Consider the following 13,012-nt stretch of genomic DNA (forward strand, 5'->3'; position numbering starts at 1 on the left):
CTCGACCGCCCTCTCAGCTCCCGATCTCGCGGCGAACGCGCTCGATGGCCGCGTCGACGCGGCGACCCCACGCGAGCGTCGCACCCGCGACGACGGCGCCGAGGAGCGTCCAGCCGACCAGCGACCCGACCGCCCGGACGGTCGAGACGAACCCGCCCTCCGGGGCGAAGGCGACGCCGATCACGTGCTCGAAGACGAGCCCGCGGAACGCCCCGTTCGGCGCGAGCGCGATCGCGCTCGGGACCGTCGTCGGGGACGCCCCGGCCGCGAGCGACCGGAGCAGGACGAGGTCGCCGCCGAGCACGCCCGCAACCAAGGCGAGGCTTCCGAGCGCGATGGCGCTGCGGCGGCTCGCGGCGAGCGCGGAGACGGCCGCCGCGAGCGACACGTACGCCGCGCCGAGGAGGAGGACGAACGCGAGGAACCGAACGTACAGCAGCGGCGAGTCGACCCCGGCGTGCGTCGCGAAGATCCCCGTGTCCGGCGCGGCGGTCAGCCAGACGACGACCCCGATGGCCGCGTACGGGACCCCGACGACGGCGACGAGCGCGACCGTTCGCGCCAGCAACACCCCCGTGACGTACTCGCCGACGCGGACCGGATAGGTCCGGATCACCGCGAGTTCGCCGCTCGCGGCGTCGGTGAGCAGCGCGCGGTAGCCCAACACCACCGCGACGAGCGGGACGAGCGCCTCGGTCGGGAGGAGCAGGTCCACGACCGCCGGCACGAAGCCGGTCGCGCCGCCGCCGCCAGCCGCGAGAAGGCCGCCGAGGGCGACGAGCAGCCCGACCGCCAGCACGCCGTAGCCGGGGGTCCGAACCACCGTCGCGAGCTCGCGCCGGAACACGGTCGCGACCCCAGAGAGGCGACCGCTCATCGGTCCGACACCCCCGTGACGTGGACGTCCGGTTCCGCGTCGTCGCTCTCGCCGTCTCCGCCGGCCGCGTCGCCCGCGTCGGCCTCGTCGACCGCCTGCGCTTCGGTATCTTCCATCACGGCGCGATAGAGCTCGCTCGCATCGGCCGCGCCGTGCTCCTCGAGCAGCCGGTCCAGCGGCCCCGCGGCGGCGACCCGCCCCTGCCCGAGGATCGCGACACGGTCGGCGTGGGCGTCGACGAGGTCGAGCGCGTGCGAGGAGACGACGACCGCGGTGTCGCCGTCGGCGCGCCGGGCGGCCGCGCGGAACGCGCGCTCGCGCATCCCGGGGTCGAGCCCGCTCGCCGGCTCGTCGAGAACGACGAGCGAGGGGTCCCCGAGGACCGCCTGCGCGATGCCAAGCAGCCGTCGCATCCCGCCCGAGAGCGCGTCGACGCGCCTGCCGCCCGCGTCGCCCAGCCCGACCCGTTCCAGCGCCGCGTCCGGGTCGTCGTCGACGAGCCGCGCGTAGAACGCGAGCGTCTCGCGAGCGGTGAACCCGTCCCGAAACGGTATCCGCTGGGGGAGGTAGCCGATCGGCTTCGGCCCGGTCGCACCGGGGTACCGGACCTCGCCCGCGGTCGGCTCCGTCGCGCCGACGAGCATTCTCAGTAACGTCGACTTCCCGGAGCCGTTCGGGCCGATGACGGCCGTAACGCCCGGCTCGAAGGCGAGCGACACGTCGTCGAGCACTCGGACGCCGCCGTACGTGCGAGCCACCTCGGAGAGGCTCGCGACGAGGTCGTCAGGCATCGGCCACCCCGCTCGTCGCGTTCCGAGCGCGTGTGGTCATCGTGTCGGCGTTTCCGTCGTCGTCTCCGCCGCCGAATCGGGGGCGCCAGTCGGCGCGGACCGGCCCCGCGTCAGGGTCGAGCGCCGCCGCCACCCGCTCGGGCGAGTACGGCTCGGTCGCCGGCGCCGGGTCGATGATGCTCCCCGAGCGCGCACCGGGGACCGTCCCGCGGAGGCGGTCGAGGAGGGCGACCGCCGGCGACTCGCGCACGGCGACGACGGCGACCTCGCGGTGGAGCGCGCCGTCGACGGGCGAGGTCGGTCGATACGCGCGCTCGCCGGGCTCGTGGGTCCCGACGTTCGCGCCCTCCCAGTAGTTCCCGCGGTCGCCGTCGGCCCAGACCCGGAGCGCGCCCGCTCCGGCGGCCGCGTGGTCCGCGTTGGCGACGAAGTCGTTCTCGACGATCCGGCTCGACGGAACGACCGTGGTCGCGCGGGCCCCGAGTTCGTTGTTCGCGGCGACGTTGCGCTCGTACAGGGATCCGCGCGAGCTGGTCGAGAAGCCGAGCTCGTTGCCGACGAGGGTGTTGTACCCGATGTACGCACGGGTTCCCGACGCCTGGATCCCCGCGCCCGAGTCCCGCACGTCGTTGCCGACGATCGCGTTGCCCGAGGGGCGCGTCATCACCGTGACGCCGCCGAACAGTTCGTCGCGGAACGCGTTGTCGGCGATCAGCGCGTCGCCCGTGTACATGAGGTGAACCCCGTACCGATTGTCCGCGAACGCGGAGTTCCGGACGACCGAGCCGTCGGCGCGGTGGAGGTAGATCCCGTCGCGGCCGCCCGAGAACGCGCTGTCCGTCACCGTCACCCGCGACCCCATGCCGGTGACCCCCATGAACCCGTCCTGCCACTCGTCCGTCCCGTCGACGCGGAGGTCCCGAACGACCGCGCGAGAGCCCTCCCGCAGGAGCAGGCCGCTCGCGTTCGCCTCGATCGTCACGTCGTCGACGAAGAGCCCCGGGGCGTCGATCGCGCGGATCCCCGCGTCGCCGTGGCCGTACCCGAGCTGGATGTTGGTGTCCCACGCCCCGTCGTCGCGGTCCCGACCCTCGCGCGCCGCCTCCGGGTCGCGCGTCTGGTTGCCGCTCCCGTCGATGTCGACTCCGGTGATCGCCACGTCCCGTGCCCGCACCGTGATCACCGAGCCGTTCCCGTCGCCGCTGACCCGCGCGTCGTCGCCGGCGATCGTGACCGACTCGTTCACCGTCAGGGTCTCCTCGTAGGTGCCCGGCGGGACGACGACGGTCGTGTTCGCCGGCGCGGCCGCGAGCGCCGCCTCGACCGTCGGCGCGTCCTCTCCGACGACGACCGAGACGGGTCGGTCGGCGCGACGCTCGGCGGCCGCGACGCGATCGTCGGCCGCGGCCCACCGCTCGGGGGCCATTCCCCGCACCGCCGCCGCGGAGTCCGTGTCGAACGATCCCCCTCGGACCGCCTCCCAGCCGACCACCCGCCCGCCGTGGTCGGCGGCGAACGCCTCGGCGGCGTCCCGCTCCCGGAACGGGACGACCGTCTCGCCGGCCGGGCTCCGGGCGTCGCTCCCGACCACGTAGGCCGCCTCCGGGGCCGGCGTCCACTCGCCGGCCAGCTCGGCCGCGAACAGTCCGGTCTCGGTCGTCCCCGGCCGCGCGTCGTCGAACGTCTCGACGTAGGCGACGACGGGGTAGCCGAACTGCCGTTCCGTCCGGTCGTCGTCGAACGTCGCCGCGAACGACTCGACGCCGTTGTACCCGACGACGTACTGGAGCTGGGAGTAGAAGACCTGCGTCCGCGGAATCGTCGCCGACCCCGCCATCAGGGCGTCCGTCTCCGAGGAGAGGCCGAGCTCGACGACGTCGTCGTAGGCGACCGGCGACGGCGCGGCCGACTCGGGGTCGGCGACGAACGCTCCCGCCGTCGCGGCCGCCCCGACGAGGAGGAGCGCCGCGAGCGCGAGCCGGACCGGGAGCGACGGATCGCCGTAAGGGTCGAAACGCGTCACGGCGACCCTTTGAACGCTGGGGGTTTAGCCGGTTTGGTTCGTTCCTCGAACGGACTGTTGAATAGCTCCCGAGAGCCTAAGACGGTTGTCTTCGAACTATTAGGTGATGACAGAACAAACACTCCCGTCGGTGTCGCGTCGGCGTCTGCTCGCCGGCGTCGGCGCGGGCGTCTCGCTGGCGGCCGCCGGCTGTCTGGGGGAGGAGAGCGCGTCGATCACCCCGGTTTCGCTCGACGGCGAGCGCGCCTGCGACCAGTGTGGCATGATTGTCGAGGACCACCCCGGTCCGGTCGGCCAGGTTCACTTCGAGGACGACGAGCCCGAGGGCGGGCGACCGGGACAGTTCTGCAGCAGCACCTGCACCTACACCTACCGGTTCGACGCGGAGGAGGCGGGGCGGACCCCGCTGGCGACGTTCCTCACCGACTACTCGCTCGTCGATCAGGAGGTGTTCGAGGAGGGTTCCGACACGATGTTCTCCTCGCACGTCGAGAGCGAGGCGTTCTCGCGGACGACCGAACTCACGGTCGTCGCGCGAAGCGAGGTCGTCGGCGCCATGGGTCCCGAACTGATCCCGTTCAGCGAGGAAGACGACGTGTCGTCGTTCGTCGAGGAGTACGGCGGCGAGCCGATGCCCGCGGAGGACGTCGAGCGATCGACGCTCGAAGCGTTATAAATAGTCGAGCGAGGCCGGCGTATTTACAATAAGCCGAGCCCGCCGGCGTCGAGCCCGCCGGCGTATTCGTTATAAACAGGTCGTCGCGAGCGCGGGTCGCTTATAAACGGTGCGTGAGTGTACGACGGCGTTTCCGCCGGTTACTCGGCCGCGCCCCACTCCTCGGCGCGCTTCGGCCGGTCGGAGACGGCCATCACGTCGAGGTCGTCGTCGGCGTGTTCGAGCGCCTCCAAGGCGGCCTTCGCGGAGGCGTGCGTCGAGAAGTAGGTGATCTCCTCCTCGACGGCGACCTCCAGTAGTTCGCGCTGGCGGGAGACGATGAGGTCGATCTCACCGCGCTTCGTGGCCTCGATCAGGTCCGTCGCCGTCGACAGCTCGAAGTGCTCCGCGTACCCCTCGACCAGCGCCTCGCCGGCGTCGGTGTCGGGGTCCGGGAACTCCTCCGCGGAGAGGTCGACGACGGCGGTACCGGACTCGGGGATCGGCTTGCCGGTCGAGTCCTGGGCCTTGTCGTACGCCTTTCCGAACGAGCGGGCCGTGCCCATCACTTCGCCGGTCGACTTCATCTCCGGGCCGAGCCGCGGGTCCGAGCCCGGCAGACGGTCGAACGGGAGGACGACCTCCTTCACGCTGCGGTGCTCCGGGACCTGCTCGTCGGCGTCGAGGTCGGCGAGCGTCAGGTCGTCGGTCATCACCTTCGCGGCGAGCTTCGCGATGGGGACGCCCGTCGCCTTCGAGACGAACGGGACCGTCCGCGAGGAGCGCGGGTTCGCCTCCAGCACGTACACCTCGCTTTCGGCGTCGTCGTCCCCGACGCCCGTCACGGCCAGTTGGACGTTGAGCAGTCCGACCGTGTCGAGCGCGCGGGCGATGTCCTCGGTGACCTCACGGACCCGCGCCATCGTCTCCTCGCCGAGCGAGCGCGGCGGGATCATGCAGGCGGAGTCGCCCGAGTGGACGCCCGCGCTCTCGACGTGCTCCATCACGCCGCCGAGCAGCACGTCCTCGCCGTCGGCGACCGCGTCGACGTCCAGTTCGACCGCGTCGTCGAGGAACTGGTCGACCAAGATCGGCTTGTCGGGGGAGACGCGGACCGCCTCCTCGATGTACTCTTCGAGCTCCGCGTCGCTCTCGACGACGCGCATCGCGCGGCCACCGAGAACGTAGGAGGGGCGCACGAGGACGGGGTAACCGATGTCGTGGGCCAACTCCAACGCCTCGCTCTCGCTCGTCGCGGTACCCCCCACGGGCTGGGCGATCCCCATCTCGTCCATCAGGACGTTGAACCGGTCGCGGTCCTCCGCGAGGTCCATCGCCTCGACGCTCGTCCCCATGATCTCGCAGTCGAGCCCGCGGCGCTGGAGCTCCGCTTCGAGCGGCTCGCCGATGTTTACCGACGTCTGCCCGCCGAACTGGACCATCACGCCGTCGGCGCCGGTCGCCTCGGCCACGTCGGCGACCTCCTCGGCGGTGATCGGGTCGAAGAACAGCCCGTCGGAGGTGTCGTAGTCGGTCGACACCGTCTCGGGGTTGTTGTTGACGACGTGCGCCTCGATGCCGAGCTCGCGGAGGGCCTGAATCGCGTGGACCGAGCAGTAGTCGAACTCGACGCCCTGCCCGATCCGGATCGGGCCGCCGCCGACGACGACCACGCTGTCGACGCTCTTGTCGACGACGAGCTCGCCCGCCGCGGCGTCGCCCTTCAGCGGCCCGCGCTCGAACTCCGACTGGCGCGCGGAGTAGTAGTACGGTGTCTCGGCGGCGAACTCGCCGGCGCAGGTATCGACCTGTTTGTACGTCCGGCCGGGAACGTCCTCCTCGACCGCGCCGACGTCGACCTCGCCGCCGGCGAGGGCCGCGATCTCGGCGTTCGTGTGGCCCGCGGTGGCCGCCTGCGTGAACTCCCCGTTCTGAGCGGCCTGAGCGGAGTCGCTGACGCGCTTGAACCGTTCGAGGTACCACGGCTTGATCCCGGTCAGGTCCTCGATGTCCGCGACGGTGTAGCCGCGGTCGAACGCCTCGAAGATCGCGTACGGGCGGTCCGGCGTGGGGCGTTCGAGGTACTCGGTCTCCAAGGCGCCGTCGTCGACCGCGGGCCAATCGACGGCCGGGTCGTACTCGGAGGAGCGAAGCGACTTCAGCAGGCTCTCCTCGAAGTTCCGGCCGATCGACATCGCCTCGCCGGTGGACTTCATCGCGGTGCCGAGCTCGAAGTCCACGTCGTCGAACTTGTCGATGGGCCACCGCGGCACCTTCGTCACAACGTAGTCGATGGCGGGCTCGAAGGCGGCGGTCGTCTCGCCGGTGATCTCGTTGTCGATCTCGTGGAGGCGCTTGCCGAGCGCGACCTTCGCGGTGACCCGGGCGATCGGGTAGCCGGTCGCCTTCGACGCGAGCGCCGAGGAGCGCGAGACGCGCGGATTCACTTCCACCACGCGGTACTCGCCGCCCGGCGTTCCGTCGTCGTGCCACGCGAACTGGATGTTACAGCCGCCCTCGATTCCCAGGTCGCGAATGACTTCCAGCGCCGCGTCGCGCATCTCTTGGTGGCCGTCGTCGGGGATCACCTGTGAGGGGGTGACGACCGTCGACTCGCCGGTGTGGATCCCCATCGGGTCGATGTTCTCCATGTTGCAGATGATGATACAGGAGTCGTCGGCGTCCCGCATCACCTCGTACTCGAGCTCGACCCACCCCGCGATGGACTCCGTGATAAGCACCTCGCTGTTCCGCGAGAGGCGGAGCCCCTTGCGGACGCGCTCGACGAGCTCTTCGAACTCGTCGACGACTCCGGAGCCGGAGCCGCCGAGCGTGTAGGTCGTCCGGGCGATGACGGGGAGTCCACCGACCGCGTCGACCGCGTCTCGGACGCGCCCGCGGAACGCCTCCTCGTCGAAGTCGGTGACCGATTCGCCCTCGTCGAGCGAGATGGTGGTCGAGGCGGGCACCGGCTGTCCGAGGCCCTCCATCCGCTGACGGAACAGGTCGCGGTCCTCCGTCGCGTAGATGGTGTCGAGGGGCGTTCCCATCACTTCGACGTCGTGCTCCTCCAGGATGCCCTCCTCGGCGAGCTCCGCGGTGACGTTAAGTCCGGTCTGGCCGCCGAGCCCGGCGATGACCCCGTCGGGCTCCTCGATCCGGATGACCTCGGCGATCGCCTCCGGCGTGATCGGCTCGATGTACACCCGGTCCGCGGTCTCCGGGTCGGTCATGATCGTCGCCGGGTTCGAGTTCACCAGCACGACGCGGGCGCCCTCCTCTTGGAGAGCGCGGCACGCCTGCGCGCCGGAGTAGTCGAACTCGGCCGCCTGTCCGATCTGGATCGGTCCGCTACCGATGAGTAGAATGGTCCGGTCCTCGCTCATTACGCGGACGGAATACGTTCATCGTAATAAGGCCGACGATAGAATACGAATCTCGCAGCGAGTTTGCGATTTTCGCAAGGTACGTCGAGACATGACACGCGAGGCGGTTTAGCACACGACCCGGTGACTTATGCCGATGTCGGACGGAAGCCGCCAGCATGTCGTTTACGACGCCCCCGCCGCTCGGGGACGACCAGGCGCTCGCGGTCGTGGCGCCCTCGCGACCGGCCGAGGCGACGACGCTCCGGATCGGCCGCGAACGACTCGCGGCCCTCGGCGTCGAGACTCGCGTGTTCCCGACCGCGGACCCCGACCGCGAGGAGCCGGCGTCGCCGGCGACGCGCGCGGCCGACATCGAGGACGCCTTCGCCGACCCGGAGATCGGCGCCGTCATGGCGTACACCGGCGGCGACGACCAGATACGCGTCCTGCGGCACCTCGACGGCGACGCGCTCGCCGCGAATCCGACCCGATTCTTCGGGTACAGCGACAACGACAACCTCCGGCTGTTCCTCTGGAACCGCGGGATTGTCAGCTACGGGCTCGGAATCCACCCGGACCTCGTCTGTGACCCCGAGCTCCGCCCCTACGCCGAGCGGCACCTCCGTCGCGCGCTGTTCGAGGACTCGCTCGGCGCCGTCGAACCGGCCGACGAGTGGACCGACCACTGGTTCGACTTCGAGACGGGCGAGCGGCGCGCGTGGCGCGAGAACCCCGGACCGACGACGTGGGTCGGTCCGGACGCCGATCCCGAGGACCCCGTCCGTGGCCGAGTGTGGGGCGGCTCCTTCGGGATCGTGAAGTGGCACCTCCAGGTGGGCCGGTACCTGCCGGACCCCGAGCGGCTCGACGGGGCCGTCCTCGCGCTGGAAACCTCGGAGGACGTGCCCCCGCCGCGCGAGGTCGGCTACACCCTTCGCGCGATGGGCGAGCGCAGGCTCTTGGAGCAGTTCGACGGGGTCCTCGTCGGTCGTCCGCGGACGAACGCGCCGACCCTGGAGTGGGACCCGGATCCGAACGAGTACCCCGCGGAGCTGGAACGCGTCGTGACTCGCGAGGTCGAACGGTACGCCCCCGACGCGATGGTCGGCTTCGGCTACGACTTCGGCCACACGGACCCGTCGTTCCCGCTCCCGCTCGGCGCGGTCGCGACGCTCGACCCGACGGACGGAGCGCTCCGGTTCGGGCCGGACTGACCGCGGTCCCCTCGTTCGCCGGCGGGGGCGCCGCGACCGCGCCGCCGCGATCAGGTCTCCAGCCGGTACCGGTAGGGCCGGTCCGCAATGACCTCGACCTCGCCGCGCTCGGCCCACCGACCCAGCACGGTCGCGACGCGGTGCGGGCTGTCGATCTCCTCGCACTCGTCGGCGAGCGCAAGGATCTCCCGCGCCGTCAGCGGCTCGTCGGCCTCGGCGAGCACGCTGCGAATCCGGTCGTACCGGTCGTATTCACCGGTCCTCATACGTCTTACGTACGGGACCCGTACATATAGGGTTCAGTGAGACAGGGGTCGGACAACCGTCTGACAGAAGGGCTGAAACAGTGTTTTTCGGCCGTTTGAGCGGCCTCACGGAATGTAGTTTTAAAAGACCCGAGATCCGCGGTCAGGCGTACGGATCCTCGGTCTCGAGGTCGCGCTCGGCGCGGTACTGCTCGACGAACTCGCTCACGTCGAACTCGACCATCTCCGCTTCGAACGCCGAGAGCGCCTCGTCGTCGTCGGCGTGGCTCACGGCGTGCTCCATCAGTTCGACGACGAGCTCGACGACGATCTCGTGGAGGCGGCGGGAGTCGAAGTCGGTCACCCACGCCATCGCGTAGCCGACATCGGCGTTCTCGCTGGCGTCGGAGGCGACGACGGCCTCGGGGAACTCCTCTAACACGACGCCGAGCAGGTGCGGGGTGTCGAACTCCGGCATCTCCTCGCTGGTCGTCTCGATCGCCTCGCGGAGCACCTCGACGAGGAAGTCGGGGAGGAAGCGCTCAGGGGGGTGCACGTCCATCACGACCGCGTGCGTCTCGCCGCAGTCGCACTTGAACTCGCGCATCCCGAGGTCCAGTTCGCCGGACGCCATCGTCTGTCCGCAGGGCAGCTCCAGCGTGTTCTCGTCACCGCCCGGGACGCGCGGCTGGGACATGGCCTCGCTTGGTCGGTGTCGGAGTTAAAAGGCGCGGAACGGAACGCTTGAGACGGATCGCCTACTGGAACCCGATCCGGCCGCCGGTGTCGCGAAGCGTCTCGCCGCCCCCGCCGAACTGCTCTTCGACCTCCTCGTAGTACGCGAGGATGTCGTCGTTGATCGTGGGGCGCACCGACTCCAGCGCGCGCCGGAAGTGCTTCATCTCGACCTCCTCGGCGTCGTCGTCGTCGCGCAGCGCCTCGATGGCGGCCTCGCGAGCGATCCCCTCGAGGTCGGAGCCGACGTAGCCGTCCGTGATCTCCGCGATCTCGCGGAGGCTCACGTCGGGCGCGAGCGGCGTGTCCCCGGTGTGGATGTCGAGGATCTGCTCGCGACCCCCCTGGTCAGGCTGGCCGATCATCACGAGCCGGTCGAACCGGCCCGAACGCAGCAGGGCGGGGTCGATCATGTCGGGGCGGTTGGTGGCGCCGATCACCATCACGTCGCCCATGTCTTCGAGCCCGTCGAGCTCGGTGAGCAGCTGGTTGACGACGCGCTCGGAGACGTTGTTCCCCATCTCTTGCCCGCGCGAGGGCGCGAGGCTGTCGAGCTCGTCGAAGAAGATGATCGTCGGGCTCACCTGCCGGGCCTTCCGGAAGGTCTGCCGGATCGCCTTCTCCGACTCGCCGACCCACTTCGAGAGCAGCTGCGGCCCCCTGACCGAGATGAAGTTCGCGTTCGTCTCGTTTGCGACCGCCTTCGCCATCAGCGTCTTCCCGGTGCCGGGCGGCCCGTACAGCAGCACGCCCTTCGGGGCGTTGACGCCCATCCGGTCGAACTTCTCGGGCGAGGTGAGCGGCCACTCGACCGACTCCTGCACCTGCTGTTGCGCGTCGGAGAGCCCGCCAACGTCGTCCCACGATATTTTCGGGAGCTCGACGAGCACCTCCCGCATCGCGGACGGCTCCACCTCCGTGAGCGCGCTCGAGAAGTCGTCGCGCTTGACGATCATCCGGTCGATCAGGCTCGGCGGCACCTCCTCGTCGTCGAGATCGATCTCGGGGAGGTAGCGCCGGAGCGCCTTCATCGCGGCCTCCTTCGTCAGGCTCTCGATGTCGGCGCCGACGAAGCCGTGCGTCTCGTCGGCGAGGTGATCGAGGCTCACGTCGTCAGAGAGCGGCATCCCGCGGGTGTGGATCTGGAGGATCTCCTTGCGGCCCACCTCGTCGGGGACGCCGATCTCGATCTCGCGGTCGAACCGCCCCGGACGACGGAGCGCGGGGTCGACGCTGTCGACGCGGTTGGTCGCGCCGATGACGACCACCTGCCCGCGCGTCTCGAGGCCGTCCATCATCGTCAGCAGCTGCGCGACGACGCGGCGCTCGACCTCGCCGGTGACGTCCTCGCGCTTGGGCGCGATCGAGTCGAGCTCGTCGATGAAGATGATGCTGGGGCTCTCCTCTTTCGCGTCCTCGAAGATCTCCCTGAGCTGCTGTTCGGACTCGCCGTAGTACTTCGAGATTATCTCCGGACCGGCGATCGAGAAGAACGACGCCGACGTCTCGTTGGCGACCGCCTTCGCGAGCAGGGTCTTCCCGGTGCCGGGCGGGCCGTGCAGGAGGACGCCCTGCGGCGGCTCGATCCCGAGCTTCGAGAAGATCTGCGGGTGTTTCATCGGCAGTTCGACCATCTCGCGGACGCGCTGGATCTCCGACTGGAGGCCGCCGATGTCCTCGTAGGTGATCCCGCCGCCGGTCTTCTCGAACCCGGAGATAGGCTCCTCGCGGAGCTCGACCTCGGTGTCCTCGGTGATCAGGCAGACGCCGTCGGGCTCGGTCTCGACCGCGATCAGCGGGATCGCCTGCCCGGGCGACCGCATGAACGGGTGGTTCGTCGAGGACATGACGGGGACGATGTCACGCTCGACGACCGGCCGCTTGAGGATCTGCCGCTTCACCATCCCGGCGGCGTCGGAGCCGAACTGGACCGACGCCTCCTCCGGCGGGGCTAAGACGAGCTTGTCGGCCTTCTCGGCCTCCGCTTTCCGGATCGTCACGCGCTCGCCGATGCCGACGTCGGCGTTCTGGCGGGTGAATCCGTCGACGCGGACGGTGTCGGTGTTCCAGTCCTGGCGGTCGGCGCGCCAGACCTTCGCGGCGGTGGTCTCCGCGCCCTCGATCTCGATGATGTCGCCGGGCGAGAGCTTGAGGTGCAACAGCGTGTCGGGGTCGAGCCTGGCGATGCCGCGCCCGGAGTCGTTCGGGTACGCCTTCGCCACTTCGAGTTGGACTTCGTTCATGGTTCCTCGCGGGGGTTGTCCGTATCTCCATCCGGTTCGGGAATAAGCCTGTTGCCCGTGCCGGCGCCGCCGGTCCGTCCGGGAGAACCGGGGGCTGCGGCGGACTGTGGTATCATGTGCCACGGTTAGACGTGCACACTTAAAATGCCGTCGTAAGCGTGCGTTTTCGCCGTCGTTCCGGCGGCGGCACCCTCACGATTTTAGCCGCTCAGCGATGAGTTCGGTCGTGTTCGATTCGCTCTCCGGACCGATGCGAATGCTGCTCTCTCGGGTCGCCTTCCTGCTCGTCGGCGCGCTCGTCGGCCTCGGGCTGTACGCGCTCGACGTGGGCGGTATCCTCGCCGTCCCGCTCGCGGTGGTCGGAGTCCTAGCCGCCGGCGAACTGTACCTCTTCGCGGTCGCCGAGACCGCGTAGTGCGTGCCCCCGTCGACGCCGCTCGGGGCGTCCGGTCCCGGATCACGGGGTATTTGTCCCGCGATCGCCTCCGGACTGGTATGCGAACGATCGTCTTCGACGGCCGGACCGGCGCAGCCGGCGACATGGTCTGCGCCGCGCTGATCGCGGCCGGCGCAGACCCCGAGGCGCTCTCGCCAGTGACGGACCGGCTCCCGGTTCGCTACGAGGTCGGGGAGGCGACGAAGAACGGGATCCGGGCGACGACCGTCGACGTGCTCCTCGACGGCGACGACGACGAGAGCGGGGCGACGGGGAACGACGGTGAGCACGATCACGGCGACGGGCACGATCACAGCCACGATCACAGCCACAGCCACAACCACGACCACAACACAAAACAACAACTACCGCAACCGCCGATACTCCTGAACAACAACACACACATCTTCTGTTTTTTTTATAAA

Annotated in this window: 11 protein-coding genes; 4 read left to right on the top strand and 7 right to left on the bottom strand. The window is 69.9% G+C overall.

Going from position 1 to position 13,012, the window contains the following annotated elements; genetic code table 11:
• Positions 1-13: 13 nt before the first annotated feature.
• Genes OQF71_RS01810 through OQF71_RS01820 form a run of 3 tightly spaced genes read right to left on the bottom strand, consistent with a single transcriptional unit; the run spans position 14 to position 3,691 of the window.
• Positions 14-877 carry a copper ABC transporter permease gene (locus OQF71_RS01810; RefSeq protein WP_280585414.1) on the bottom strand — a complete coding sequence of 288 codons (864 nt, stop codon included), beginning with the start codon at positions 875-877 and terminating at the stop codon, positions 14-16.
• Complete coding sequence (locus tag OQF71_RS01815) at positions 874-1,668, bottom strand: ABC transporter ATP-binding protein (RefSeq protein WP_280585416.1); 795 nt, start codon at positions 1,666-1,668, stop codon at positions 874-876. The genes OQF71_RS01810 and OQF71_RS01815 overlap by 4 nt, the downstream gene beginning before the upstream one ends.
• Positions 1,661-3,691: a NosD domain-containing protein gene (locus tag OQF71_RS01820; protein ID WP_280585418.1), complete on the bottom strand. Its 2,031-nt coding sequence runs from the start codon at positions 3,689-3,691 to the stop codon at positions 1,661-1,663. The genes OQF71_RS01815 and OQF71_RS01820 overlap by 8 nt, the downstream gene beginning before the upstream one ends.
• 106 nt (positions 3,692-3,797) lie before the next feature.
• On the opposite strand from OQF71_RS01820, the gene OQF71_RS01825 reads away from it, so the two are divergent.
• Entirely contained in the window at positions 3,798-4,367 is a 570-nt protein-coding gene (locus OQF71_RS01825; protein WP_280585421.1) for a nitrous oxide reductase accessory protein NosL, read from the top strand.
• Between the two features lie 140 nt (positions 4,368-4,507).
• On the opposite strand, the gene carB is transcribed toward OQF71_RS01825, so the two are convergent.
• Positions 4,508-7,732: a carbamoyl-phosphate synthase large subunit gene (gene carB / locus OQF71_RS01830; RefSeq protein WP_280585423.1), complete on the bottom strand. Its 3,225-nt coding sequence runs from the start codon at positions 7,730-7,732 to the stop codon at positions 4,508-4,510.
• Positions 7,733-7,890: 158 nt separating this feature from the next.
• On the opposite strand from carB, the gene OQF71_RS01835 reads away from it, so the two are divergent.
• Entirely contained in the window at positions 7,891-8,928 is a 1,038-nt protein-coding gene (locus tag OQF71_RS01835) for a S66 peptidase family protein (protein WP_280585425.1), read from the top strand.
• 50 nt (positions 8,929-8,978) lie between these two features.
• Here OQF71_RS01835 and OQF71_RS01840 read toward each other — a convergent pair whose 3' ends face one another.
• The 3 genes from OQF71_RS01840 to OQF71_RS01850 all read right to left on the bottom strand — a co-directional run bounded on the left by OQF71_RS01840 (position 8,979) and on the right by OQF71_RS01850 (position 12,151).
• Positions 8,979-9,194 (bottom strand): hypothetical protein, encoded by a 216-nt coding sequence (locus OQF71_RS01840; protein WP_280585426.1) that lies wholly within the window; start codon positions 9,192-9,194, stop codon positions 8,979-8,981.
• Positions 9,195-9,336: 142 nt separating this feature from the next.
• Positions 9,337-9,870 carry a DUF5815 family protein gene (locus tag OQF71_RS01845; RefSeq protein ID WP_280585427.1) on the bottom strand — a complete coding sequence of 178 codons (534 nt, stop codon included), beginning with the start codon at positions 9,868-9,870 and terminating at the stop codon, positions 9,337-9,339.
• Between the two features lie 61 nt (positions 9,871-9,931).
• Positions 9,932-12,151, bottom strand: a complete 2,220-nt coding sequence (locus tag OQF71_RS01850; protein ID WP_280585428.1) for a CDC48 family AAA ATPase — start codon at positions 12,149-12,151, stop codon at positions 9,932-9,934.
• 226 nt (positions 12,152-12,377) lie between these two features.
• Here OQF71_RS01850 and OQF71_RS01855 point away from each other — a divergent pair, with 226 nt between their 5' ends.
• Complete coding sequence (locus OQF71_RS01855) at positions 12,378-12,566, top strand: hypothetical protein (protein WP_280585429.1); 189 nt, start codon at positions 12,378-12,380, stop codon at positions 12,564-12,566.
• 80 nt (positions 12,567-12,646) lie between these two features.
• A partial coding sequence (larC, locus tag OQF71_RS01860; protein WP_280585431.1) for a nickel insertion protein occupies positions 12,647-13,012 on the top strand: 366 nt, incomplete at its 3' end.

It is taken from the genome of Halorubrum sp. Boch-26 (assembly GCF_029889805.1).
Lineage (GTDB): Archaea > Halobacteriota > Halobacteria > Halobacteriales > Haloferacaceae > Halorubrum.